This window comes from Carnimonas bestiolae, from assembly GCF_051251145.1.
Classification (GTDB): Bacteria; Pseudomonadota; Gammaproteobacteria; order Pseudomonadales; family Halomonadaceae; genus Carnimonas; species Carnimonas bestiolae.
The window spans coordinates 545,682-571,063 of record NZ_JBPCZK010000001.1 but is presented as its reverse complement, the minus strand read 5'-3'; the positions used below and the strand labels follow the sequence as shown (position 1 = coordinate 571,063).

The 25,382-nt window shown below is 58.2% G+C and carries 23 protein-coding genes, 3 tRNA genes and 1 CRISPR repeat array; of the genes, 15 read left to right on the top strand and 11 right to left on the bottom strand.

What is annotated here, in order from left to right:
* The first annotated feature begins 43 nt into the window (after positions 1-43).
* The 6 genes from R84865_RS02655 (at position 44) to R84865_RS02630 (ending at position 3,961) form a co-directional block, all read left to right on the top strand.
* Positions 44-1,015: a FecCD family ABC transporter permease gene (locus tag R84865_RS02655; protein WP_435636835.1), complete on the top strand. Its 972-nt coding sequence runs from the start codon at positions 44-46 to the stop codon at positions 1,013-1,015.
* On the top strand, positions 1,015-2,055 hold the full coding sequence (locus tag R84865_RS02650; RefSeq protein ID WP_435638763.1) for a FecCD family ABC transporter permease: 1,041 nt from the start codon (positions 1,015-1,017) through the stop codon (positions 2,053-2,055). The genes R84865_RS02655 and R84865_RS02650 overlap by 1 nt, the downstream gene beginning before the upstream one ends.
* 1 nt (position 2,056) lies before the next feature.
* Positions 2,057-2,845, top strand: a complete 789-nt coding sequence (locus tag R84865_RS02645; RefSeq protein ID WP_435632179.1) for an ABC transporter ATP-binding protein — start codon at positions 2,057-2,059, stop codon at positions 2,843-2,845.
* A gap of 339 nt (positions 2,846-3,184) precedes the next feature.
* Complete coding sequence (locus tag R84865_RS02640) at positions 3,185-3,388, top strand: hypothetical protein (protein WP_435632178.1); 204 nt, start codon at positions 3,185-3,187, stop codon at positions 3,386-3,388.
* Positions 3,389-3,778: 390 nt separating this feature from the next.
* Positions 3,779-3,854 (top strand) — tRNA-Gly (locus R84865_RS02635).
* 33 nt (positions 3,855-3,887) lie between these two features.
* Positions 3,888-3,961 (top strand) — tRNA-Cys (locus R84865_RS02630).
* Between the two features lie 64 nt (positions 3,962-4,025).
* Here the strand turns inward: R84865_RS02630 and R84865_RS02625 are convergent.
* The 3 genes from R84865_RS02625 to uvrC form a co-directional block, all read right to left on the bottom strand.
* Positions 4,026-4,415, bottom strand: a complete 390-nt coding sequence (locus tag R84865_RS02625; RefSeq protein ID WP_435632177.1) for a tautomerase family protein — start codon at positions 4,413-4,415, stop codon at positions 4,026-4,028.
* A gap of 944 nt (positions 4,416-5,359) precedes the next feature.
* Positions 5,360-5,627: a CRISPR direct-repeat array (repeat unit 28 nt; unit sequence GTGCGCTGCCGCACAGGCAGCTTAGAAA).
* Between the two features lie 140 nt (positions 5,628-5,767).
* A complete protein-coding gene (pgsA, locus tag R84865_RS02620) occupies positions 5,768-6,316 on the bottom strand; it encodes a CDP-diacylglycerol--glycerol-3-phosphate 3-phosphatidyltransferase (protein ID WP_435632176.1) in 549 nt (182 codons plus the stop codon).
* A gap of 362 nt (positions 6,317-6,678) precedes the next feature.
* A complete protein-coding gene (gene uvrC, locus R84865_RS02615) occupies positions 6,679-8,535 on the bottom strand; it encodes an excinuclease ABC subunit UvrC (protein WP_435632175.1) in 1,857 nt (618 codons plus the stop codon).
* Between the two features lie 155 nt (positions 8,536-8,690).
* Here uvrC and R84865_RS02610 point away from each other — a divergent pair.
* Both R84865_RS02610 and grxD read left to right on the top strand, forming a co-directional pair.
* Positions 8,691-8,766: transfer RNA gene (locus R84865_RS02610), tRNA-Ala, on the top strand.
* A 263-nt stretch (positions 8,767-9,029) separates the two neighbouring features.
* A complete protein-coding gene (gene grxD, locus R84865_RS02605) occupies positions 9,030-9,374 on the top strand; it encodes a Grx4 family monothiol glutaredoxin (protein ID WP_435632174.1) in 345 nt (114 codons plus the stop codon).
* A gap of 87 nt (positions 9,375-9,461) precedes the next feature.
* On the opposite strand, the gene rnt is transcribed toward grxD, so the two are convergent.
* Positions 9,462-10,136: a ribonuclease T gene (gene rnt / locus R84865_RS02600; RefSeq protein ID WP_435632173.1), complete on the bottom strand. Its 675-nt coding sequence runs from the start codon at positions 10,134-10,136 to the stop codon at positions 9,462-9,464.
* A gap of 137 nt (positions 10,137-10,273) precedes the next feature.
* Here rnt and R84865_RS02595 point away from each other — a divergent pair, with 137 nt between their 5' ends.
* The 3 genes from R84865_RS02595 (at position 10,274) to R84865_RS02585 (ending at position 13,915) form a co-directional block, all read left to right on the top strand.
* Entirely contained in the window at positions 10,274-10,582 is a 309-nt protein-coding gene (locus tag R84865_RS02595) for an HlyU family transcriptional regulator (RefSeq protein ID WP_435636839.1), read from the top strand.
* Positions 10,575-12,305, top strand: a complete 1,731-nt coding sequence (locus R84865_RS02590; protein ID WP_435638762.1) for a SulP family inorganic anion transporter — start codon at positions 10,575-10,577, stop codon at positions 12,303-12,305. Before R84865_RS02595 ends, R84865_RS02590 begins: the two co-directional genes overlap by 8 nt.
* Positions 12,306-12,469: 164 nt before the next feature.
* Complete coding sequence (locus tag R84865_RS02585; protein WP_435638761.1) at positions 12,470-13,915, top strand: MFS transporter; 1,446 nt, start codon at positions 12,470-12,472, stop codon at positions 13,913-13,915.
* Between the two features lie 15 nt (positions 13,916-13,930).
* Here the strand turns inward: R84865_RS02585 and nth are convergent, their stop codons facing one another.
* Genes nth through metG form a run of 3 tightly spaced genes read right to left on the bottom strand, consistent with a single transcriptional unit; the run spans position 13,931 to position 17,633 of the window.
* Positions 13,931-14,566: an endonuclease III gene (gene nth / locus R84865_RS02580; RefSeq protein WP_435632169.1), complete on the bottom strand. Its 636-nt coding sequence runs from the start codon at positions 14,564-14,566 to the stop codon at positions 13,931-13,933.
* A gap of 18 nt (positions 14,567-14,584) precedes the next feature.
* The gene (locus R84865_RS02575) at positions 14,585-15,580 is read right to left on the bottom strand and encodes an RnfABCDGE type electron transport complex subunit B (RefSeq protein WP_435638760.1); all 996 of its coding nucleotides are present in this window, start codon (positions 15,578-15,580) and stop codon (positions 14,585-14,587) included.
* 4 nt (positions 15,581-15,584) lie between these two features.
* Entirely contained in the window at positions 15,585-17,633 is a 2,049-nt protein-coding gene (metG, locus tag R84865_RS02570; RefSeq protein WP_435638759.1) for a methionine--tRNA ligase, read from the bottom strand.
* 248 nt (positions 17,634-17,881) lie between these two features.
* Between metG and apbC the strand changes: the two genes are divergently transcribed.
* Together apbC and dcd are read left to right on the top strand one after the other, a co-directional pair.
* Entirely contained in the window at positions 17,882-18,682 is an 801-nt protein-coding gene (gene apbC, locus R84865_RS02565) for an iron-sulfur cluster carrier protein ApbC (RefSeq protein WP_435638758.1), read from the top strand.
* Between the two features lie 325 nt (positions 18,683-19,007).
* A complete protein-coding gene (dcd, locus tag R84865_RS02560) occupies positions 19,008-19,577 on the top strand; it encodes a dCTP deaminase (RefSeq protein ID WP_025731914.1) in 570 nt (189 codons plus the stop codon).
* 82 nt (positions 19,578-19,659) lie between these two features.
* Here dcd and purN read toward each other — a convergent pair whose 3' ends face one another.
* From purN to R84865_RS02545, 3 genes are all read right to left on the bottom strand, one after another.
* The gene (gene purN / locus R84865_RS02555; RefSeq protein WP_435638757.1) at positions 19,660-20,373 is read right to left on the bottom strand and encodes a phosphoribosylglycinamide formyltransferase; all 714 of its coding nucleotides are present in this window, start codon (positions 20,371-20,373) and stop codon (positions 19,660-19,662) included.
* Positions 20,373-21,437 (bottom strand): phosphoribosylformylglycinamidine cyclo-ligase, encoded by a 1,065-nt coding sequence (gene purM, locus R84865_RS02550; protein ID WP_435632164.1) that lies wholly within the window; start codon positions 21,435-21,437, stop codon positions 20,373-20,375. The genes purN and purM overlap by 1 nt, the downstream gene beginning before the upstream one ends.
* A gap of 233 nt (positions 21,438-21,670) precedes the next feature.
* Positions 21,671-21,889 carry a hypothetical protein gene (locus R84865_RS02545; RefSeq protein ID WP_435638756.1) on the bottom strand — a complete coding sequence of 73 codons (219 nt, stop codon included), beginning with the start codon at positions 21,887-21,889 and terminating at the stop codon, positions 21,671-21,673.
* Between the two features lie 374 nt (positions 21,890-22,263).
* Between R84865_RS02545 and hda the strand changes: the two genes are divergently transcribed.
* A complete protein-coding gene (hda, locus tag R84865_RS02540; protein ID WP_435632162.1) occupies positions 22,264-22,962 on the top strand; it encodes a DnaA regulatory inactivator Hda in 699 nt (232 codons plus the stop codon).
* A gap of 217 nt (positions 22,963-23,179) precedes the next feature.
* On the opposite strand, the gene R84865_RS02535 is transcribed toward hda, so the two are convergent.
* Positions 23,180-23,599 (bottom strand): secondary thiamine-phosphate synthase enzyme YjbQ, encoded by a 420-nt coding sequence (locus R84865_RS02535; RefSeq protein ID WP_435636849.1) that lies wholly within the window; start codon positions 23,597-23,599, stop codon positions 23,180-23,182.
* A gap of 359 nt (positions 23,600-23,958) precedes the next feature.
* On the opposite strand from R84865_RS02535, the gene R84865_RS02530 reads away from it, so the two are divergent.
* Positions 23,959-25,335: an amino acid permease gene (locus R84865_RS02530; RefSeq protein ID WP_435632161.1), complete on the top strand. Its 1,377-nt coding sequence runs from the start codon at positions 23,959-23,961 to the stop codon at positions 25,333-25,335.
* Positions 25,336-25,382: the final 47 nt, after the last annotated feature.

The window sequence follows — 25,382 nt, the reverse complement described above, 5'->3', positions numbered from 1 at the left end:
AGCAGTACGAAGCAGAGTACCGTCTAGGCGTCGGGATATATCGATGCTGATCGCAGCGCTGGTAATCGGGTTGGGGCTGCTGCTGGTGGCGGTGATGGCTGGCAATCGCTTCATTCCAGCGAATCAGGTATGGGCGGTGCTGGTGGGGCAGGCGGCACGAATTCCTACCGTTATGGTGTGGGATTTACGCCTGCCGCGCAGTCTGGCGGCGCTGTTCGGTGGGGCTGGTCTGGCGCTATCAGGCTGGGTGCTGCAGCGGTTATGCCGTAATCCTTTGGCAGGCCCCGGCATGACCGGCGTGACCGCTGGCACCGTATTTCCAATTGTGTGCTGCTTTGTATTATTGCCGCGTCTTTCTTCCTTCTGGTATCCACCCATCGGGGTTATCGGCGGTGTCGCCGCGGCGATGCTGAGCTGGTGGATTGCACGGCAAGGCCGATATGGGCGCGCTCAGCTGGTGCTGGCGGGCATGTGTGTATCGCTGTGGTTAAGCGCCTTGACCACCTGGGTTATTTTGCGCCACGGCGCCGATAGCCCCACGCTGCTGTTTTGGCTGGCGGGCGGTTTCCAGGGGCGCTCATGGATGCAGTTGCTGTTCTTGCTGCCGTGGGTGCTTAGCAGTCTGGTATGCATTTTGCTGTGTCATCGGGTGCTTGATCTGCTGGGTACGAGCGACGAGGTCGCGGTGGGGGCAGGGCTGGATATCCGGCGCTGGAAACCGCTGCTGCTGGTGCTTGCGGTAGTGCCGGTCGCCGCAGTGAGCTCGATTGCCGGGCCGGTGGCGTTGGTGGGATTGATTGCTCCCCATATTACGAGACTGCTGCGCCCCTCATCGTCGGTGGTGGCATGTTTGCTGTGTGCGTTGGTTGGCGGTGTGGTGTTGATGGGGGCCGATTTGCTGGCGCGCACGATTGCCATACCCCGCGAAGTACCGATTGGGTTTCTCACCGCCTTGTTAGGGGCCCCCATGCTGCTGTGGCTGATTCAATCCAGCCGTATTCTTAGGGCGGGATAATGGAACAATACGTTTGTCGCCGCGGCCAAGTGCGCTGGCAGCAATGGCTGTGGCTTAGCATCTTATTAGTGGGCGTGCCGATCGCTGCGGTGTTACTGGGCGTTGTCGATACCTCGATGGCCGACATCGTGGCCGTATTTACCGGAAAGGGCAGCGAAGAAGCGCGCTCAATCATTCTCGATATCCGTCTGCCGCGCATCCTGACAGGCGCGTTAGCGGGTATGCAGTTAGCGTTGTCGGGAACAATTCTTCAGCGTATCACCGCTAATCCGTTAGCCGATCCTTCCATCATCGGTATCTCTCAAGGCGCCAGTTTTGCGGCGTCGCTGTTTCTTTTGCTGTCGGTGTTTGTTCATCACATCGGCTCAGGGGTCCTGCCAGCGTTGCCGCTGGAGTGGCTGCCGTCGATCGCCACGCTGGGTGGATTATTGAGCGCTTTGGTTATTTATCTGCTGGCGTTAAAGCATCGGGTGGGGCCCTGGCATCTCACCTTGTGTGGCGTGGCGGTGGGTGCGCTGCTGCAGGCATTGGCGGTAGGAGTAATGGCGGCGTGGGGAACCACGCGTATGGATGTGGTGCTGCAGTGGCTGACCGGCACGCTGTATGGCCGTAGCTGGGAACACGTGCGGTATCTGCTGCCCTACACCCTGGTCTCATTAGCGCTGCTCGTGCTGCTGCGGCGTCCGCTTCAGTTGTTGGGACTGGGGCATGATATTTCGCGCTCGTTTGGACTGTGTTACCGGTGCTATTTCCCTCTGCTGCTGCTATTGGCCGCAGTGATGGCGGCCAGCGCCGTGGGGACGGTTGGGCCGATCGTATTCGTGGGGCTGGTGGTGCCGCATATTGCACGCAGTATGGCCAGCAATGCACCCGGTATCGAGCTAGTGTTCAGCGCTGCATTGGGCATGCTGATGATGGTCGCGAGCGATCTTGCCGGGCGGTTGATCGGTCAGGTCGAAGAAATTCCGGTTGGCGTTGTCACCGTGATTATTGGGGTGCCGGTACTGGCCTATATCTTACGTAGGCCCATGAGGAGGTAGCATGCAGTACAGCGCAACGGCGCTAAATGTTCGCTATGGTCGCCACATGGCGCTCGATAACTTTTCACTGGCAATTGCCCCCGGCTCTATCCACGCGCTGATCGGGCCCAACGGCTCCGGCAAGAGCACCGCGCTTCACGCCATGGCAGGGCTGGTGACACCTTCTCAGGGCCGGGTAGAGCTCGACGGCGAAGTGGTGGCGTCAATGCCGCGTAAAGTGCTGGCCAAAAAGCTTGCGTTTTTGCCTCAGCAACCGCTGGCGCCCGATGAAATGACGGTAGAACAACTGGTGCGTCAGGGGCGTTTTGCTCACGTAGGATTGCTGGGACGCTATCGTGCTGAAGATATCCACGCGATCACCCATGCGTTGGCGTGCACTGGCCTAACATCGCTGGCCGAACGCACCCTGCGAGAGCTGTCTGGCGGCGAGCGGCAGCGCGCCTGGATTGCGGCGGCCTTGGCGCAGGAGCCAAGCGTGCTGGTATTGGATGAGCCTACTTCGTTCCTTGATATTGGCTATCAGGTAGAAGTGCTCGAAGTGCTGCATCGGCTACGCTCCGAAAAAGGCGTATCGGTGCTGATGGTGCTACACGACGTTAACCAGGCAATGAGCATCAGCGATCAGCTAACGCTGCTGTGCCAAGGGCGCACGTTATTCCAGGGAGATGCCCACGGGCTCGCCAAGTCCGGCCTGGTGGAGCGCACCTTCGGTGTATCCGGCCACTTCGTCGATTTGGATGATAACCGCGCACGCGCCCCGCATTTCGATATCACCCTGCCGTTTGGGTAGGGAAATACGTGGCGTGCTAGCGTTGACGATAGGCAAGTGTGTTATTCAATTATTCTGAGGTAAATGCTGGTTTGCTTGGATTCAGTATTGGAATATTTATTTTTCCATCCGTCGCTAACAATTTACGCCAATCTTGTTCTGCTACTGTAGTCAAAACATTGAAACTGAAGATGCGTCGCCATCGCGTAAGTTAATTTTAATAAACTGGCTACTTACAAACTAATACAGCATTGATGTAGTGCGCTTTCTATCTTGGGGCTAGACTATGAGTTATATGCGCTGATCGCGATTCGATCGCTGGTTGGCTTATTGGGTAACTTGCTTTAGTGAGGCGAATAAATGAAATATTTGGGTCTTCCGGTCGTTGGGCTTCTTTCTGCGTTTGCTCTGGCTGCCTGTGGCGGCGGTGAGTGGGTTAAGCCCGATGCGACCTCTCAAGACAGAAGCGCTGACACCGCGCAATGTCAGGTAATGCAAAAGCAGGCAGGTAATGATGCTACCTTTGATAACTGCATGTCAGGCAAAGGTTGGGTCAAGCAGTAATGAATAGCCGGGCACGCGCCCGGCTTTTTGCTTCTATCCAGCACTGTGCCTTGGTTATCGAGCCGTCTTTTGCAAGCTGACGTCATCAGGCCGCCTATCGTTGAGCTTCGTCTGTGGCGCAAAATGGAGCCGAACTGCAGTATTGGCTTAGGGTAGGAAGGGAAGGTACGTTCGCTTCTGACTCAGAAAGGAGTGCACCAGTACTGTCCGCAGGGCTCGGTCGATTACGAGCGATGTGGTTTTGGCCCGAGGCGGTGTGGTAGTTCGCGAACCGATGTATCGCTGTTTACGCCGCAGTAACCGACTGTGCTACATGAAGAATTTCCCTTCAAAGCAACAACTTCGATTGACAATCCTCTGTTGATCCGTATACTTCGCCCTCGTGCACAAGCGGGAATAGCTCAGTTGGTAGAGCGCCACCTTGCCAAGGTGGAGGTCGCGAGTTCGAGCCTCGTTTCCCGCTCCAACGCACATGCTGGTCCTCTCTGGATCAGTCAGAGGCTGGATGGCAGAGTGGTTATGCAGCGGACTGCAACTCCGTGTACGCCGGTTCGATTCCGACTCCAGCCTCCATTCCTTGAATTATCCCCCTCAAAAATCGTCTATGTTCCGCTTCTCGGCGGTAGATCAGGTTTCGTTACAGCTTTCCCGTCAGAAATTGGGCTTCGCCGTGGCCAAATGACCAGTCTTCGTCGCTATTGGTAACGTAATTGATCATGACGTCTGACGACGCGATGCCGCAGCGCTGCTCCAGCTTTTCAACCAATAGCTGATTGAATGCCACTTTCTCCTCTCTGGTGCGGGGGCGTGTTGTTATTGAAACAATCAGCACGTTTTGCGTGCGTTCGATGCCTAAGCCCGTATCCTCGATGCGTACCGCGGCAGGTTTATGCTGGTATACCAACTGATAGCGGTCTCCAGCTGGTACCTTGAAGGCTTCCAGCATCGCTTCGTGGGCGGCATCCAGTAGCGTGGCGAGTTCTTCATCAGAACGACCTTCAATCAAATCAAAGCGAATAAGTGGCATGACTACCTCTGTGTAGTGGCGATCGAATTTTTATTCGTTGCCTTAAGAGCAACGCACGCCATTTGTAGGCGCTTTTCGATAATAGCGGTTAACCTGAATTAAAACAGCCATCGACGCGATGATGCGTACGTTATTAGAGCATCTCTAGATACGAAGTGATCTCGATAAAAATCAACGTGTTGAGTTAGCTAACGCTAGACGCGGGATACAAATTTGTCCACAATAGGCACCGACTCAAGCGGGCGTGGTGGAATCGGTAGACACAAGAGACTTAAACCACAACTTGAGTGCACCGGTGGAAACGCTGGATGTAGAACTGCTCAAAGTCGGGGAAAGCTAACAACCATTGGTTTATGCCAATCCCGAGCCAAGCCCTGACGCTGCTGCGATTGGGGAAGGTGTAGAGACTAGACGGGCAGCATCTAACGCCGTTATTCGGCCATGATGAAGGGATAGTCCAGACCACAAACATTGTCGCTTGTGGCGATAGTGGCGGCGAAAGCCGTAGCAGGTAAGAAAATCTCTCGATCGTAAGATCGTGCGGGTTCAAGTCCCGCCGCCCGCACCAGTTCCCATCTGTTGTACCTATGGCGATCTCATCGCAGGGTGCAGCAAATAATTTGAGATCGTTGGGGAACTTTCTCCGCTGTATTGCGTCTGATCTAGTGTTCCCTTGCAATGATCCCTGTTATGGCCCGGCTTCTTAGCCGGGTTTTTTTATGTCGTCTTGAAGCGCTATCCGCTGGTGGCAGCTACCGCGAACGTTGATGTACCGATCAGTTTCCAGTCTTCCCCGTTCGGCTTCACACCTAGCACCCTTTTTCTTCCACATGTCACAGACTATTTAAAATCAATAGGTTAACTACCACTCAAGAAAAAGGGTGATAGCCTCCAATTTGTCGTTTGTCGTCGAATTATCAACAGGTTAATCTTGGTTGGCGCTAGTGCGCTGCCGCACAGGCAGCTTAGAAACGTTCCTGCGTTGTCGGCTATCGGTGGCACGCGTGCGCTGCCGCACAGGCAGCTTAGAAACCCAAGCGGGTTTAGTATCCACAACCTGCCAGGTGCGCTGCCGCACAGGCAGCTTAGAAAAATCGAGATAGAGCCTAAATTTGGCGCTCTTAGTGCGCTGCCGCACAGGCAGCTTAGAAAGATGTTGTGCAGGTGAGGCGCGGAATGCACTGGTGCGCTGCCGCACAGGCAGCCTGAGAACCTCGATCCAGAGTGGCCTTTGTATTTCAAGAATGCTCTGCTCGCGCTGCTCTACTCAGCCTTCCTTGATGAGTTCCAACTTTTCTAGTCCCCCACAAAAAACCGCCTTTCGGCGGTTTTCATCAATGAAGATCAGCTTGCTACAAATCCCTGACCAGCTCCGGCCAGGCGGCGCGTAGGTATTGGAACATCGACCATAGCGTAAGCAGTGCGGCGGCGTAGAGCATCAGTCCGGCGGCGAGGGCGGTGGCGGAGTGAAGCGGGGCGCCGAGCAGCAGGAAGATGGAGAACATTTGCAGTGCGGTTTTGACTTTGCCTATATACGACACCGCAACATTGGCGCGTTTGCCGAGTTCGGCCATCCATTCGCGCAGCGCGGAGATCACGATTTCGCGTCCGATAATCACTAGCGACGGTAGCGTCATCCAGACATCGGCGTAGCGTTCGATGAGTAGCGCGAGAGCAACGGCGACGATGAGCTTGTCGGCGACTGGGTCGAGGAAGGCGCCGAAAGGCGTGCTTTGGTTCCAGCGACGCGCTAGAAAGCCATCGAACCAGTCGGTGACAGCGGCAGCACCAAACAGGATGGCGGCAAGCGGGTAGCTCATCGGGGTTGGCAGGTAGAAGGTGACTACCAGAAGCGGAATAAAAACGATCCTAACCAGCGTCAGAATGTTGGGAATATTCATTTATGGGAAATTCCTTACGCATTGCGACGCTCTGCGGCGCCTAAGCGAAAAGCCTACCAAGGGGCTTTCTGTCGGGTGAAACGCTAAATGCGATCCGCTTTACAGCATTGGTTAGCGGCCCATCCTCGCCTGCGCGCATTTTAATAAGCGCAGGGGACGGTCAGCACTGCCAAGATTTCGTAACGTGCTTCGCCTTAACACTCTTCATGCTCATTTTAGGGAAAGCCGGAAGGAAACGCTAATCGCTGGGGCTCTTATCCGCAACCTTATCTTAAGCATTGTGCGCTGCTGTCGGTGTTCGACATCAGTCGCTTATCGGTACTGCGTTCGCGCGTTGCCAACCGCAGTGGGCAATCCAGGTGTCAGTGGCCATGCAGTGCAGCATGAATTTGGCCGGCCAGTTGTGCACTAACGCCAGGTACCTTAGCGAGATCGTCGCGGCTGGCCTCTTTCACGCCCTGCAAGCCACCAAAATAGCGCAGCAGCTCACGGCGTCGTTTGGGGCCAACGCCCTGTATCTCCTGCAATGTCGACGTACGGCGCGCTTTATCGCGGCGCTGACGATGACCAGTAATGGCAAAACGATGGGATTCGTCGCGAATATGCTGGAGCAGGTGTAGCGCGGGCGAGGTCGCATCGACCTCAATGCTGTGCTCGGGCGTTTCAAGGTAGAGCGTTTCGAGCCCCGCCTTGCGTGTTACGCCCTTGGCAACGCCCATTACCTTCATCGGGCCAATCCCGTCAATTTCTGCCAGTGCCTCACGGGCCATGTTCAGTTGTCCTTTACCGCCGTCGATCACCAGCAGGTCGGGGCGTTTGGCATCTTCTGACACAATCCGCTTGTAGCGGCGCTGAAGCGCCTGTCGCATGGCAGCATAGTCGTCGCCGGCGGCTACGCCTTCGATATTAAAACGGCGATAGTCGGATTTCAGCGGGCCGTTTTGATCGAACACCACGCAGGACGCTACCGTCGCTTCACCGTGGCTATGGCTAATGTCGAAGCACTCAAGCCGCGTTGGTACGTCATCCAGTTGGAGAAGATCGCGCAGTGCGATGAAGCGTTCCATGATGCGCTGCTGGTTGGCCAGCTCCGAGGCAAGGTGCTGGTTGGCATTGGTGATCGCCAACTGCTGCCACTGCGCGCGATGGCCGCGTACCTGATGGGTGAGGCGTACCGCACGCCCGGCTTGCGCTCCAAGCGCCTGCTGCAGAGTGCTGCTATCGTCAACCGGCTCACTGGTAATGATTTCATGGGGAATCTTGCGCTCACCGCCAATGTAGTACTGTGCGATGGTGCCGCCGAGCAGTTCGCTTTGGTTGACGTCCAAACCGTTGCGCGGCGTAAAGTGCTGGCTGCCCATAACGCGTCCCTGGCGCACCGTCATCAGTGTGATAACGAAGCCGCCCGGCCGCTGCACATAGGCGAATACGTCGGCATCGCCTTCCTGCACTTCTACGGTTTGCTGGGTTTGCAAATGCCGTAACTGCTGGATTTGATCGCGTAGCCAGGCAGCCTTTTCGAACTCCATGGCGGCAGCGGCATTTTCCATGTCGTGGCTAAGCTGCGCAGTTACCTCTTCGCTCTTTCCTTCCAGACACTTGGTCGCATTATCGAGATCGCGGCGATAGTCGTCGCGGCTAATCAGGTCAACGCAGGGCGCACTGCAACGGCCAATCTGGTATTGCAGGCAGGGCCGCGAGCGGTTGGCGAAGAAGCTGTCCTTGCAATTGCGCAAGCGGAAAATCTTTTGGATCAGCGATAGGCTCTCACGTACCGCCAGCGAACTGGTGAACGGCCCGAAATAGCGGCCATCGCTGCGTTTTTGGCGCACACGACGAAACTCCAGCGCTGGGTAGGGGTGCTTGTCGCTGAGATAGATATAAGGGTACGACTTATCGTCGCGCAGCAGGATGTTATAAGGCGGGCGATGCGCCTTGATCAGCGTTTGCTCAAGAATCAGTGCTTCGGTTTCATTATTGGTATAAGTAACCTGAATATCACGAATGCGACGCACCAACGCCTGGGTTTTTACATTAAGGCCGGTCGGCCGGAAGTAGCTCGACAGGCGCGCGCGCAAACGCTTGGCCTTACCCACATAGATGATCTCTTGCTGCTCGTTGTACATGACATACACGCCCGGCGCTTGCTGAACATGCTTCAGAAAAGCGCTGGCGTTAAAGTGTTCATGCTGACAGCGGGTTGCAGAGGTGTTTGCCAAGAGAAGCCTCGAGCGTTAAGCGACGATGGAGCAAATATGAGGTCGGCCTGCAGTTTATCAAATTGCGTTGGTCGATTAAGAACAGAATTGGTGATGTGGGCGCAGGAATTTCTTGACCTTTCAACGCGTTGGTTATAAAGTACGCCCCACGTTAAGGGGCCTTAGCTCAGCTGGGAGAGCGCAACACTGGCAGTGTTGAGGTCAGCGGTTCGATCCCGCTAGGCTCCACCAAATTTTAGCCCGCATGCCGTTCAGGTGTGCGGGTTTTCTTTTTGTCTCCACCGACATAGCGGCCATGCCCATGTTTTCTGGTCGACGTTCGCCATGGCGCGGTTTTCGCTGCACGAATTTCGCTTAAAAAAGCCTTTTTGCCTTGAAAGCTGCCCCGACACACCTCATTCTTAATCCCATAGGATGATGGCGTAGTGCGCTACGCGGTCAGTTAGCAGGCGGCTTCTTCGAAAGCGCCGGGCAACCCGCAAAGGATTTCTACCATGAGCTCCACCATTGATACGATCAAGCAGCAGATCAGTGAGAACCCGATTCTGCTTTACATGAAGGGCACCCCGCAGTTTCCGCAGTGCGGCTTCTCGGCGCAAACGGTGCAGGCGGTAATGGCTTGCGGCGAGCGTTTTGCCTTCGTGAATATTCTGGAAAATCCCGAGATTCGTACCGAGCTGAAAACCTTCGCCAATTGGCCGACCTTCCCTCAGCTATGGGTAAACGGCGAACTGGTTGGCGGTGCGGATATCGTTATCGAGATGTATCAGAACGGCGAGCTTGAGCCACTGATCAAGGAAGCCGCCGCGGCAAACGCCACTGAAGAGGGCGATAGCTAAGCAATCTTTGCGCTATCCTCTTGGCGGTAAAGCAAAAAGGCCACTCGCGTTACACGAGTGGCCTTTTTTATGAGCGGCGCGTGCCCTTTACTCTTCTTCTTGTGCTTCCATGGCTTGCTCGCGCAGCGTCAGCTCCCAGCCGCCTAGATCGCGATAGCGGTTGATGATCGAGCAGAACAGTGTGGCGGTGCGCTCGGCGTCGTAGCCCGCGCTGTGCGCATTTTGCTGATCGAAGGGAATGCCGGCCGCCTGACACGCGCGCGCCAGCACGGTTTGCCCGTAGGCGAGCGCCGACAGCGAAGCGGTATCAAGGCTTGAGAACGGGTGGAACGGATTGCGCTTGATAACGCAGCGCTCGATTGCCGCATTCAGAAAGCCGTGATCGAAGGCGGCGTTATGGCCGACCAGAATCGCGCGGGTGCAGTCGTGGGATTTGATGGCCTTGCGCACCTGCTTGAACAACTCGCCGAGTGCTTCTGACTCGCTAACAGCGGCCTGCTGACGCAGCGGGCTGTCGAGCCGAATACCCGTGAAATCGAGCGCTGACTGCTCAACGTTGGCCCCTTCAAACGGCGTAATATGAGCGCTGAAGTGCTGATCGGGCACAAGCTGGCCGTGCTCGTCCATGGTCACGAGCGTAGCGCCGATTTCGAGAAGCGCATCCTGGCGTGGATTGAAGCCGCCGGTTTCCACGTCGATCACGACGGGTAGATAGCCACGAAAGCGCTGGCTCATCAGGGTTGCCACGCTCGCTTGTGTCATGCAGAACTCCATTGCTTAGTATCGCGCAATCGGCGATAACGAGTGTTAGCGGCCATCTTATCATTGAGTGAGCGTTGTCGTCCTTCGCTTACCACGTTGGCCAACGCCATCTCTATCAATTAGTCACAGGGGATAACGTGATCAAACGGTGGTTTTCACGCTGGAGCAAGTCCGATAACGGCGCCTCGACGCACGCGGCACCGGCATTCGAGCATAAGGGCCATGAGATTATTGCCGCACCTGAAAAGGTGGCGGGGCAGTATCGCGTTAGCGGAGTCATTCGCAGGACGCTGCCCGACGGTCGCTATCAGCAGGTGGCCTTCGAGCGCTCCGATACCTTGCCTGCCTTGCAAGGCTGTATCGAGCTAACCCAGGACAAGGCGGTGCGCTATATCGATGACATGGGCGAGCAAATATTTGCCGACGTTCCGGTTGAGCATGGCTAAGGATCGCGCCGAAGGAGAAGTGCCTGGCCGTTTTCCGGGCATTATACGATGGCGTTCGCTAAGCACCAGCGAACGCATTGCCGACGTGGTGGCAGGGCTGATTATCGCTGCGCTGCTGGTGCCGCAGGCAATGGCCTATGCGGGCTTGGCGGGGCTGCCGCCGCAAATGGGGCTATACAGCGCAGTGCTGCCGCTATTGGCCTATGCACTGTTCGGCAGCAGTCGAGTTGTGTCGATGGGGCCAATGGCACTCTCCGCGCTGCTGGTGGGCAGTACGTTACAGCACAGCGGGCTTGCGCCTTCGCAGCTAACGGCGGCGGCCAGCACGCTGGCGTTGCTGGTCGGCGGTTGGCTGCTGCTGTTTTATGCGCTGCGGTTGGGCCGTTTGATCGACTTCGTTAGTCCCGCTGTGATGCAGGGCTTCACCGTCGCCTCAGCGCTGATGATCATGCTGTCTCAGATGGGTGATTGGCTGGGGCTGGAAGGTGTGCGGGGCGACCTGATCGATCAGCTGGTGGGGCTGTGGCAGCAATTGCCTGAACTGAATATTGGCATCGCATTGATCGGTGTCGTGGCGCTGCTGCTGCTGTGGATGGTGAAACGCTGGCTGCCCACGGCGCTGTTGGCTCTCAAGGTACCGTCTACCGTCGCGCAACTGTTAGGGCGCTGCGGGCCGGCTATTCTGATGGTGCTGGCCATCGCCGCAATGCAGGTGTGGGCGCTGCCGATGGCGAAGGTGGGCAGCATTCCGGCGGGGCTGCCGTCGCTGGCGCTACCGCTGCTCTCGTGGTCGGCAGTTAGCGCCTTGCTGCTGCCCGCGCTCGGTATTGCGCTGGTGAACTACGTGAGCGCTGTGTCGGTCTCCGAGGCGCTGGCGGCGCGCAGCCGCGAAGCTACCTATCCGCTGCGCGAACTGTGGGTGCTGGGGCTGTGCAATCTGTTGGCGGCACTCAGCCGTGGTTTTCCTGTAACCAGTGGCTTGGGGCGTGCGGCGGTCAGTGAAACAGCGGGAGCAAGAACGCCGCTGTCATCGCTGTTTTCGGCGCTGGCGCTGATTGCGGTAATGGCGTGGCTGACGGGGCTGTTCGTTGATCTGCCGCGCGCTGTGCTGGCCGCAATTGTTATTCAGGCGGCGGCGGGATTGATGAGTTTTTCGTCGTTGGTGAGCTGTTGGCGCTATTCGCGTGCCGATGCCTGTGCGTGGCTGGCGGCTTTCGCTGGCGTGCTGTTGTTCGGCGTAATGCCCGGCCTCGGCGTGGGGGTGGGGCTATCGTTGGCGCTGCTGCTGGCGCGTAACAGTAAGCCCTACATCGATGAGATTGGTCGTTTGCCCGAAGGGGGCTTCCGCAACCCTGAGCGTTTTCAGGTAGATATTCCCGCCCATTTGCTGATGGTGCGCCCAGGTAGTGATCTCAACTTCGCTAACATGGGCGCGCTCGAACGCTTCGTGAATACTCATCTTGCCCAGCGTCGCGATGTCGAACATGTGGTGCTGGTGATGTCAGGCGTGCTCTACATTGACGGTGCAGCGCTGGGGGCGCTGGAACGGCTGGATGATCGCTTGCACGGGCAGGGCATTACGCTGTGGCTGGCCGAGCTGCGCGCCCCCGTACGCGACCAGCTCAGCTCCACCGCCTTTCAGACAAGCCATCAGTCGCGCACGTTCTTTTCCGCCGAAGAAGCCTGGCAATATTTCGCCGTGCGTCGCTCGCTCTCATATTAATCGCTGATTGCCTTAGTGCCTGATGGCGCTGCTATTTCCAGCAGCGCCATGCTCTCCTTGTTATACCGTTATCTCGCCAATACGCCCACGTTTCTCTCTCCTGCCTTGAATAATAAAACGATAACTCTCAATCTGGCGGATGTTGTCAACTTCAAAGGTGATTTATGGGGAAACACACGTTTGCACTGATTTGCACGCCTATTTTCGGATTTTTCATGCTGGCGCTAGGCAATGGGTTTCTAACCACGCTAGTGCCGTTGAGACTGTCGGCGGCGGATTATTCGGTGCAAACGATTGGCTATGTGTCGGCCGCTTATTACGCGGGGCTGTGCGCTGGAGCGCTGATTAACGAACGGCTGCTGATGCGGGCAGGGTATATCCGAGCCTATGCCTGTTTTTGCGCCATAGTAGCGGTGTCAGCGCTGATACAGGGCGTATCGCAGGATATTTATGTGTGGCTAGTGGTACGGCTGCTGTGTGGCTGGGCCACGGCAGGGGCCTTTCTGGTGATCGAAAGCTGGCTGCTAAGCATGGGCGACGCTAAAACCCGTGGGCGTATCCTGGCGTTCTATATGGTCGCTTTTTATGGTGCGATGACGATAGGTCAGCTGCTGATCGGGCCGCTGAACACGCCTTTGGAAAGCAGCGACGCTCAGCTGCCGTTCATTTTCGCGGCGATGATAGCGGCGCTCTCGCTGGTGCCCATCACCATGATTCCGCGCAGCGCGCCACTGATCGAACAGCAGACGCCGCTGCCGCCGTGGCAGCTGGCCAAAATTACGCCTACCGGCTCAGGTGGTGCCCTGGGGGCCGGTATCATGATGGGCGCTATCTACAGTGTCTTGCCGCTGTATCTGGACCATCTTGCCGGAGGCGCAGGCAGCATGGTGGGGATAATGATGGCCGTGGTTGTGGTCGGTGGCATGCTGCTGCAATACCCGATAGGACTGTGGTCCGATCGTACCGACCGCCAGTGGGTATTGATTTGGCTGTCGGCATTCCTGGTGGGGGCATCAGCGCTGCTGCCGCTATTGGCGCTTAATCACTGGACGCTGGGCGTGGGGCTATTTGTATTCGGTGGTGCGGCCTTCGCGCTTTATCCCGTTACCATCAGTCATGCTGGCGACCGAGCGCCTGCCGGGGCCATGGTAGGCATGGCGCAGGGAATGCTGTTCGTTAACTCGCTGGGCTCGGTACTGGCTGGGCCGCTGATCTCGCAATTAATGGAACGCATTGGCGATAACGGCTTCTTCGTGGGTTCAGGGCTGGTATTCCTGCTACTCATGCTGTTTTTCGGCTGGCGGCGTACCCATCGCTCAGCGCCCGAACCGGCCGCGCCTTTTCCGAGTATGCCAACGACTCCCCATGCGGCCACTCGCTGGGCGGGTACCGATGAATACTGGAGCGAAACCCAGCAGGCGCATGATGAGCGGGAAGCGCATCTTGAAGACGCCGAGCGTGAAAAGGCAGAAGACTGGGCGTGGGAGCGTGAGCAAGAAATGCTCAAAGAGGGGCGCACTGAAGAGGAGCTGCGCTTGGCGCGCGCCACCAATACTGAATCTGAAGGGCTGTCGCGCCATAACGCCGACCGCCGCGACAGTGATCGCTGAGCAGGGCCGGCTGACTTAGACCTCCGTCTTTTCCTTGTACTCGCACAGGTCCTCGATAACGCAACTGCCGCAGCGCGGCTTGCGCGCGATGCAGGTGTAGCGCCCCAGCAGAATCAGCCAGTGGTGGGCGTCCTGCTTGAATTCGCGGGGCACTACCTTGAGCAGCTTACGCTCCACCTCATCGACGTTTTTGCCGGGGGCCAGGCGGGTGCGATTGGATACCCTGAAGATATGCGTATCGACGGCGATTGTTGGCTCGCCAAAGGCGGTATTGAGGATAACGTTAGCGGTTTTCCTGCCGACCCCGGGCAGTGCTTCCAGCGCTGCGCGCTGCGCTGGCACTTCGCCCTGATGGTCGCGAATCAACTGTTCACACATGGCGACCAGATTCTTCGCCTTGTTGTTGAACAGTCCAAGCGTTTTGATATGCGCCTTGATGCCCTCAAGCCCAAGCGTTAGTAGCGTTTGCGGTGTATTGGCGACGGCAAACAGCTTGGCCGTCGCCTTATTCACGCCCACGTCGGTCGACTGCGCCGACAGTGCGACTGCCACCAGCAGCTCAAACGGCGTGGTCCAGTTGAGCTCGGTAGTCGGGTGCGGATTGTCGGCGCGCAGGCGCTCGAATATCTGACGGCGTTTTTCGTTATTCATGACGATGCCAAATCGAAATCAATCAAGTGAAGGGCTCTGTTCCAGCGCCGCGCGCGCCGCCTGCTCGGTGCTGCGGGCCTGTTCGAGTGCCTGTTTAGCCGCGTCGATCTCATCAGGGCCTGCCTGGCGATAGCAGTGCTGTAGATGGCGTTCAGCGAGACGGCGACGCTGTTCGGCGGCGGCCAGAGCCATTTTTAGCTGGCGAGTCTGCTGAGGCACCGCGTGGGTGGACTGCTGTAGGTCGCTCAGCCGCTGCTCGAGTTCATGGCGTTTGGGATCTTCGGCGGCCAAGCGCGAGAGCTTGTGCTGAAGACGCGCGATCAGTGCGCTGTTGCGGCTGGATGAAGACGTCGCCGCGCTCGCGGTTGCGCCTGTCGTGGAAACCGTTGGCGAGCCGTCCGCTGGCGTGCCAGTGGTGGGTGTGACGGCGCTTGAATCAGCCTTGGCGGGTGACAGGCGTTGCTTTAAACGCGCCATGCGTTTGTCAGCAAGCGCTGCCTTGCGTGCCTCGAGGCGAGCGTTGCGTGCACGGTGGCGGGCTCGGCCGTTAGCGGCGCGCGCGTTGAGGTAGCGCTGGCGGGCGAGTTCATCGTGCGCCGCCTGCCATTGAGGATGCGCAACAATATCGATGCAGTCGACCGGGCAGGGCTCAACGCACAGCTCGCAGCCGGTGCATTCTGCTTCGAGCACGCCATGCATCTGTTTGGCTGCTCCGACGATGGCGTCCACCGGGCACGCCTGAATGCATTTGGTGCAGCCAATGCATTCATCTTCACGAATCACTGCCAGCTGCGGCGCTTCGGCGGGCTGCTCCAATGCTTCGAGCGGCCGCTGTAACAGCTGCGCCAAGGTGTGCAGGGTAGTGTCGCCACCCGGCGGGCATTTGTTGATGGCCTCGCCGTCGGCAATGGCGGCCGCATAGGGCAAGCAGCCGCCGTGCCCGCATTTGCCGCACTGAGTCTGCGGTAATACGGCGTCGATCTGTTCGACCAGAATGGCGTTGGCGCTGCTCATGCGATCAGGTGACTCGCTGGCCCGGCTGTGCGCCGCTGTCGGGCGACAGCAGATAGATGCCGTCATCGTTGCCAGTCGCCAGCACCATGCCTTCTGACACACCAAAGCGCATTTTGCGCGGCGCCAGATTGGCCACCATCACGGTCAGGCGGCCCTCGAGTGCCTCAGGCGCATAGTGCTTGGCGATGCCCGAGAATACGGTGCGGGTTTCGCTGCCAAGGCTCAGCGTCAGCTTGAGCAGCTTGTTGGAACCCTCGACGCGCTCTGCGCTGTCGATGCGGGCGATGCGCAAATCTACCTTGACGAAGTCGTCAATGGTGATGGTGTCCGCGATGGGTTCGATATCGCTCGCTTCTTCGCTGGTCGCGTTAGTCGCCGCTGCGGTGCCGTTTTTCAGCTCCAGCTCTTGTGCCGCCACTTCTTTCGAATCCTCGATCATGGCGTCGATCTGTTTGCTGTCGATGCGCTGAATCAGCGGCTTGAAGGGGTTGATCGCGTGATTGGCGAGTGACTGCTTGCGGCTCTCCCAATGGAGGTCGGGCAAGTTGAGGAACTGCCGCGCACCTTCGGCCAGTTGGGGCGTGATTGGAGCCAAGTAGGTGATGATTTGGCGGAACAGGTTGATGCCGAGCGAGCACACGTCGCGCACGCGCTCTTCGTTGCCTTCCTGCTTGGCCAGCGCCCACGGCGCTCGCTCGGCGATGTAGGCGTTGGCTTCGTCGGCGAGCTCCATAATGCGGCGTACCGCACGCGAATATTCACGCGCCTCGAAGTCGGCGGCAATATCTTCGCCGGCGGCAATGGCGCGATCGAGCAGCGGTTGTTCACTCAGCGTCGCGGCCAGCGTGCCGCCACCTTTCTTGATGAAGCCAGCGCAGCGACTGGCGATATTGACCACCTTGCCGACCAGATCCGAGTTTACCCGGGTGGTGAAGTCATCGAGGCTGAGATCGATATCATCGAGCCGCGATGACAGCTTGGCGGCGAAGTAATAGCGCAGGTACTCAGGATTAAGATGGCGCGCGTAGGTATCGGCCTTGATAAAGGTGCCGCGCGACTTCGACATCTTGGCACCGTTGACGGTTAAAAAGCCGTGACAGTGCACGCTGGTGGGCTTGCGCAAATTGGCACCTTCCAGCATCGCGGGCCAGAACAGCGCGTGGAAGTAAACGATGTCCTTACCGATGAAATGGTGCATTTCGGTATCGGTGTCGGGCCGCAGATATTCGTTGATATCAATGCCTTCACGGTCGCACAGCTGTTTGAAGCTTGCGAAGTAGCCAATCGGCGCATCCACCCACACGTAGAAGTATTTACCGGGCGCATCGGGAATCTCAAAACCGAAATAGGGCGCATCGCGTGAGATGTCCCACTCGTTCAGACCTGCCGAGAACCATTCGCCAAGCTTGTTGGCGATTTGCGGCTGCACGGTACCGGAAGCGAGCCACTGCTCAAGGAAGTGCTGAAAGTCAGGCAGCTTGAAAAAATAGTGAGTCGAGCTGCGAATTTCAGGCCGCGCACCGGAAATGGCCGATACCGGATCGATGAGATCAGCCGGGGTGTAGGTAGCACCGCACGCTTCGCAGTTGTCGCCATACTGATCTTCGGCGTTGCAGTTGGGACAAGTGCCTTTGATGAAGCGATCGGCCAGGAACATGCCTTTTTCCGGATCGTACATCTGCTGAATATCGCGGGTGGCGATATGGCCGTTGTCTTTAAGAACGTTATAGATTTGCTCTACGTAAGCGCGGTTTTCCGGCGAATGGGTGCTGTAGTAATTGTCGTAACCGATGCCGAAACGCGCGAAGTCAGCCTGATGGGCGCGATTGCTCTTGTCGACCAGGGCTTCCGGGGTAATGCCTTCCTGTTCGGCGCGCAGCATGATGGGTGTGCCGTGGGCGTCGTCAGCGCACACGTAGTAGCAGGTATTGCCGCGACTTTTTTGGAAGCGCACCCAGATATCGGTCTGGACGTGTTCCATCATGTGCCCGAGATGAATATCCCCGTTAGCATAAGGAAGGGCACTGGTAACAAGAATCTTGCGTGTGGACATGACGCCTCGGAAGCTTTAGCTGTCGGAAACAATCAAGGAGCGCGCTACGCGTGGCTCTGGTTGTATCGGAAAGAGAGAAAGGCACAAGTTTAACGCGAGACGGCGGCCGAGGGTAGGCGCGTGGCAACGATTGCTCGCGTGCGGAGTGCGCACGCTGAGGCTTGAGAGGAAGGCGGGGCGGCGCGTTATACTGCGCCCATTGCGCTCGCGATATTAGCCGAGCGATGCGTTGTTTTCGGGAGCAGTCGATGATTGAAGGTGTGAAGAAGATAGTCGCGGTAGCGTCGGGCAAGGGCGGGGTAGGTAAATCGACCGTCACTGCCAATCTGGCGCTGGCGTTGGCTTCTGGTGGACAGCGGGTGGGCGTGCTCGATGCTGATATTTACGGCCCCAGTCAGGCGCAGATGCTGGGGGTCGAACCCGGCACTCGCCCGCGTGCCAAGGACGAGAAAACCATGCTGCCGCTCGAGGCCCATGGTCTGAAGGTAATGTCGATGGCGTTTCTGACCGATATCGAAACCGCGATGGTATGGCGTGGGCCAATGGTGGCGGGCGCCTTCATGCAGTTGCTGAACCAGACTGACTGGGGCGAGCTTGATTATCTGCTGATCGATATGCCGCCCGGCACCGGCGATATTCAGCTCAGCCTGGCGCAGAAGGTGTCGGTGGCCGGAGCGGTGATCGTGACCACCCCGCAGGATATTGCGTTGCTGGATGCGCGGCGCGGCATCGAGATGTTTCGTAAGGTTAACGTGCCGGTACTGGGGGTGATCGAGAACATGAGTACCCACGTCTGTTCAGAGTGTGGGCACGTCGATGCGCTATTTGGTGAAGGCGGCGGCGATCAGATTGCCGAGAGCTACGACACACGGGTGATCGGGCGGCTGCCGCTGCTGCGTTCGATTCGTGAACACGCCGACGGCGGCACGCCCAGCGTAGTTGCTGAGCCAGACGGCGAAGCCGCCCGTGAGTATCAAAGCGCCGCCGATGCCATCAAGGATGCGCTAGCAGGTTCTTCGCAGCAGGGCCCGACCATCGGTTTCAGCTAGTCGATAGCACCGCTTGGGCCAAAGCAGTGCCTAATCTAGAGTGCGGCGTTTGCGTTCTGAAGGCGCTGGGACACCGACTGATCTGGCACTGTTTTCACTCCTGGGCGGCCCTGCCCTAGGCAACAGCAAGCACCACGGCGGCGGCGGCTTTAGCTGGGCCGCAGTGACGAAAACCGCTTACGCAAGCCGCCTAATGGCAGGGTAAACGGGCGTCAGCGCAGCGGCAGATAAAAATTGTCGGGTGAGGGCGACACACGTAGGGCTAGCCGCTATTATGTGGGGCCACACATATTTCGTTATTTGCTTCACGAAGGTAGCCAGCGCGATGAGCATCAAAGCCGATAAATGGATCCGCCGCATGTCTGAACAGCACGGCATGATTGAGCCGTACGAAGCGGGGCAGGTGCGTGAATCTGACGACGGCGCTCGGTTGATCTCCTACGGCACGTCGAGCTACGGCTACGATGTGCGCTGCGCCGACGAGTTCAAGGTCTTCACCAACATTCACTCGGCGACGGTCGATCCCAAGCATTTTGATGAGAAAAGCTTCGTCGATATCAAAGGAGACGTGTGCGTCATTCCGCCCAACTCCTTCGCACTGGCGCGCACCGTGGAATACTTCCGGATTCCGCGTAACGTGCTGACGGTGTGTCTGGGCAAATCGACCTACGCGCGCTGCGGTATCATTGTGAACGTCACGCCGCTGGAGCCGGAGTGGGAAGGGCACGTGACCCTCGAATTCTCGAATACCACCAATCTGCCTGCCAAGATTTACGCCAACGAAGGCGTGGCGCAGATGCTGTTCTTCGAATCCGATGAAGTGTGCGAAGTGTCCTACGGCGATCGCGCTGGCAAATATCAGGGCCAGCGTGGCGTCACCCTACCGCGCACCTGATTTTCGCCTTCTTCGCTCCAACAAAAAGCCCCGCCGGGATTAACTCGGCGGGGCTTTTTCATATGCTTGATGCTGGCAACCTTCAGGCCTCGTCGATATCGCTCAGCGCGTCGGCGTGGCTCAGGCGCATGCCGCCTTCTTTAAGCGCGATGCCGTCGAAGCTGGCCTTGTCGCCATCAAGGCGCAGCCGGCCTTCGAGTATCCAGCGCACCGCAATGGGATAGATCAGGTGCTCGCGCTGCTGCACCTTGGCCGCTAGCGTTTGCTCGGTATCGGCGCTGTCGACGTCGACCTCGGCCTGCATAATGATCGGGCCACCGTCGAGCTCGTCGCTGACGAAGTGCACGCTGACGCCATGGGTGGCAACGCCGTCTTCCAGCACGCGGCGATGAGTGTGCAGGCCCTTGTAAGCGGGCAGCAGTGACGGATGAATGTTGACCAAACGGCCGTAAAAGCGGTGCACGAACAGCGGGCTAAGAATGCGCATGAAGCCTGCCAGCACAATCAGGCTGGGCTCGTGGCGCTCAATCACCTTGATCAGCGCGCCATCGTAGGCTTCGCGGCTATCGTATTCGTCCTGCGGCAGCACCACGGCCGGTATGCCTGCTGCGCGGGCGCGTTCAAGGCCGTAGGCATCGCTGCGGTTGGAGATGACCGCGGCAATTTCGCCGCCCAGCTCATCGTGATTCTGGGCGTCGATCATCGCTTGCAGGTTGCTACCGTTGCCGGAAATCAGTACCACCACGCGGGGCGCTTCAGCGGGGGCGGCCTCGAAACCGGTATGCTCTTCGCTCATCAGAGGTTCTCCAGCGCTACCTGCTCTTCATCACCCTGGCGAGCGCGCACTTCACCGATGCGATAGACCGTTTCGCCCTGCGCCTTGAGATGCTCGATGGCCTTATCGGCGTCGGCGGCGGCCACTACCACTACCATGCCAATGCCGCAGTTGAGGGTACGGTACATTTCGCGCGCTTCAATGTTGCCTTGCTGCTGCAGCCAATCGAATACGGCAGGACGCTGCCAGCGCGACACGTCGATGCTGGCGGTGGCGTTGTCGGGCAGCACGCGCGGCAGGTTTTCGAGCAATCCACCGCCGGTAATGTGCGAAAGCGCGTGTACCGAGACGCCGCTCTCCTTGATCAGCGACAGCAGCGGCTTAACGTAGATGCGGGTAGGTGCCATCAGCGCATCGCTGAGCGGCGTGCCGTCGATGTCGGTGGCGAGATCGCCGCCAGCGCGTTCGACGATTTTGCGAATCAGCGAGTAGCCGTTGGAGTGCGGCCCCGAAGAGGCTAGCCCGAGCACCACGTCGCCCGTCCCTACCTGGCTACCGTCGATGACCTCATCCTTCTCGACCACGCCCACGCAGAAGCCGGCCAGATCGTAATCGCTGCCTTCGTACATGCCCGGCATTTCTGCGGTTTCACCGCCCACCAGCGCACAGCCCGCCTGCTCGCAGCCGCTGCCAATGCCCTTGACTACGTCAGTGGCCATATCGACATCGAGCTTGCCGGTGGCGTAGTAGTCGAGGAAGAACAGCGGCTCAGCACCGGCCACCACCAGATCGTTGACGCACATGGCCACCAGATCGATGCCGATGGTGTCGTGGCGTTCCAGCATCATCGCAACGCGCAGCTTGGTACCTACGCCATCGGTGCCTGATACCAGCACCGGCTTGCGGTAGCCGCTGGGCAGTTCACACAGCGCGCCGAACCCTCCCAGACCGCCCAGTACCTCGGGGCGAGTGGTGCGTTTGACGGTTTCCTTGATGCGGTCAACCAGCGCGTTACCGGCGTCGATGTTGACACCAGCATCCTTGTAGCTGATGGAAGCCTGAGATGAAGGATTGGAAGTAGTCATGGCGCTCTCGAAAATGGCTGCGGTCAATGGTGGATAGCAAACTGAAAACAACGCTCCACTGCCAGCGCTGGTCGCACAAGGCAGGCTGCGCGGAGTATATCATCGTCGCTTCCGCATTGGCATGGTGCTAGCGGGGGAATCGGCTGAGACGCAGAGAGCACGCGGTAAGCGAAGCCCGGCGGCCTTCGCCGTGAGCTTTCCTTATCGCTGAATACGCGCTCGAGTAGCGGTGTTTATCGAAGCGGCTGGGAGTTGGATAAGCGATCACTGACCCAGCCCTTACCGAGCATGCAGTCATGGAACGCTTGCTGGTTAGGATTTTCGCCATCCTGCTGGGGATCGCTGCCCGTTTGGGTGCGACAGTGGTGGTAGTCATCGTTGTAGTTAGTAGCGATGGATTCGCAGCCGCTGACGGCAACTGCGATGATCAATAGCGATAGATATTTATTCATTTCTCACCCGTACATTTATTGTAAAAGTTGTTCGCCGCACGAGAGGCAAGGGCCACTGGGGGCATTATCCAGAGGTTATTATGCTTATAGCACATCGCTGATGCGGCGGTGGATATTTATAGGGCTGGCGCTGGCCACGTCATCCAACATCACATCTCGCGTCGCTGAGCGCGCTTGGGTACTATGTTGGGGTTGTGTGCTTGTTTACTGGCAAGAGCGCGACGTTCACGCTGCCGCGAGGATGCGATGACGCTATATCACCTGGCCTTGTGCCGACTGCTCAACGACTGCCCAACGGACGAAGCCGTACCGACTGATGCGGTGCGGGCGGCGTGCGGCTGTGCGTTGTTCGAGCCGCACCGGCGGAGCCTGTCATGAGTTCACCCTGGCAGCTGCCGTTGGGCATTGGACCGCGGGATGACGCCACCTTTGCCAACTTCTATCCTGGCAGCAACGTGGCGGCATTGGCGGCGCTCAAGGCGCAAGCCGCAGGCGCTGCGGAGCCGCTGGTGTTTGTGTGGGGCGCAGCCGAGGCGGGGCGCAGTCATCTGCTGCAGGCGGCCTGTCACGAAGCCGACGATCACGGCCTGCGCACCCTGTATTTGCCGCTCAAGGAGCTAGGGCACTTTCCGCCGTTAATGCTTGAAGACCTCGAACGTCTGGATTTGCTGGCCATCGACGATGTCGATGTCGTGGTAGGTCGCAAGCGTTGGGAGGAGGGCCTGTTTCACTGCTTTAATCGCATGCGCGACGCATCAAAGCGGTTGGTTGTGTCGGCCAACGCCGCACCGCGCCAGCTTGATATCAAACTGCCCGATCTCGCCTCACGGCTAGGCTGGGGCGCTACCTTCCATCTTCAGCAGCTTAACGATGAAGAACGCACCGAAGCGCTGAAGCTGCGTGCCCAGCAGCGCGGTATGGAGCTTCCCGATGAAGTTGCCCGCTATATCATGCATCGCGGACCGCGGCGTCTTCCCGCGCTGTTTGCCGAGCTCGAACGCCTCGATACTGCGTCACTCTCGGCGCACCGGCGGCTGACCATTCCGTTCGTCAAACAGGCGCTGGAGTGGTAGCGGGGCTACCTGCCAGCCGTTGCAACGGGTAGCACGCGGCCCTTGGTAAGCATCTTTTCGATGTAAACCGCTGTGACCTGAAAGGCGCTTTCCCACCGCACCGCGAGCACTCTCGCCCTGGTGGTGCTCGAAGGCTGAAATTATCCCAAATGGCTGGCGATTCGCTCAGCCACCGTGCTGCCGCGGCGCTACTTCTCAACGTAATAGCGCCGCGTAGCTACTCGCCAAACAGCGTAACCAACAGTCGACGACTGCCGCCATGGTCGCGGTGCTCGCCCAGCCAGATACCCTGCCAGGTGCCGGTCGCCAGCCGACCATTTTCCACCGCTAGCGTGAGCTGAGTGCCCAACAGGCTGGCCTTGATGTGCGCGGGCATGTCGTCGTCGCCTTCCAGGGTGTGGCGGAAGTAGGGCAGATTGCCCGGCACGCGATCATTTAAAAACGCCGCCATATCGTGGCGAACATCAGGGTCGGCGTTCTCATTCAGGGTCAGTGACGCCGAGGTATGCAGTATCTGCACATGCATCAGACCGGTCGATATATTCCGTATTTCCGGCACTTCATCGATAATTTCCCGGGTAATCAGGTGAAATCCGCGACGTTTCGGGGCAAGTGTCAGCTGCTTGCGGAACCACATGGCATGCTCCTGATGAGGTGTAGGCGAAAAAGACGCCTCATCTTGAGCCATTTGCCGTCGTTAGCAAAGTCGAGCGTGGCGGTTACGCTGAAATAGCCGCATGGACTATCCCCCTTGATAGGCCAAATGTGGTACAACTGCGCCCGCAAAAAAGGGTCGGAGCCTACCGGTTGCCGTCCTAGCGTGCTTGGTGCCGCCCCGCACTTCCGACTGTCTGCATGGTGTTTATGCTGGCAGCGTGCGGCGCTCACATGCCTTGAAACGTTTTCGCATGTGCTGCGCGAGCACTTCATCTGGCTCGCCGACGTTTTTGACAGCGCCCAGCGTACCGGCCATCCGTCCATCTGCAGCGATCCACCATGACTGACAGCTCTACTCCTTCCGCTCATTCCTTCCAACGTCGCCTTAAAAATCGACACATTCAGTTGATCGCACTGGGCGGGTCGGTCGGCACCGGATTGTTTCTGGGCACGGCGCATACCATCGCATTGGCAGGCCCGTCGATTCTATTGGGATACGCCATCGCTGGCGTGATCGCGTTTTTGATCATGCGGCAGTTGGCCGAGATGGTGGTTGAACAGCCGGTGGCCGGTTCATTCAGCCATTTCGCCCATCGCTATTGGGGGCCTTTCGCTGGTTTTGCCGCCGGCTGGAATTACTGGGTGCTCTACATTCTGGTCAGCATGGCCGAGCTAACTGCAGTGGGCCAGTACATGCAGTACTGGTGGCCCACGCTGCCGTCGTGGATATCGGTGACGGCGTGCTTCCTTATCATCAACGCGATCAATTTTCGTCACGTCAAACTGTTCGGCGAGATGGAGTTTTTCTTCTCGCTGATCAAAATTATCGCCATTGTTGCCATGATCGCGTTTGGTCTTTACCTGCTGATCAGCGGCAGCGGTGGTCCACAGGCGTCGCTGTCGAACCTGTGGGCAATAGGAGGATTCTTCCCGCATGGTGTCAGCGGGATGCTGCTGGGGCTGGCGATTATCATGTTTTCGTTTGGCGGGCTCGAGCTGGTGGGTATCGCGGCGGCGGAAGCCGACGATCCGGCGCGCACCATTCCGCGCGCAACCAATCAGGTGATCATTCGTATTCTGATTTTCTTCATTGGTTCACAAGCGGTACTGCTGGCGCTGTTTCCGTGGAATCAGATCGCTCAGGGCGGTAGTCCGTTCGTGATGATTTTTGCCGCACTGCATTCGCCGTGGATCGCCACCGCGCTCAACGTTGTGGTGCTGATCGCAGCGCTATCGGTTTATAACAGCGCCACCTATTCGACCAGTCGCATGCTGACCGGGCTTGCGCGTCAGGGCGATGCGCCGCGGGTGCTGGGGCACTTGAATGCCAAGGGCGTGCCGGTCAATTCGCTGTGGGTATCGGCGCTGGCAAGCGCCGTTTGCGTGCTGATCAACTACCTGATGCCTGAACGCGCCTTCGACATTTTGCTGATGCTGGTGACGGCATCGCTGACGCTCAATTGGCTGTTTATTACCATCACTCATCTGAAGTTTCACCGTGCCATGCGCCAGCAGCACACCCATTTTCCCAGCCCGCTACAGCCGTGGAGCAACTACCTGTGCCTTGCGTTTCTATGCGGCATCCTGGTGATCATGGCGTGCAGCGACGAGATGCGCTTGGCGGTGTGGCTGCTGCCGCCTTGGCTGGTGGTGCTCGGCGTTGCGTATCGCTTGCGCCAGCGCGGAAGCTCAGACAGCAATGGCGAGTCTCGCTGAGACTGCGCCAACACGAAGGTGTTGGAAGAGCGCAATAGGGAATGCTT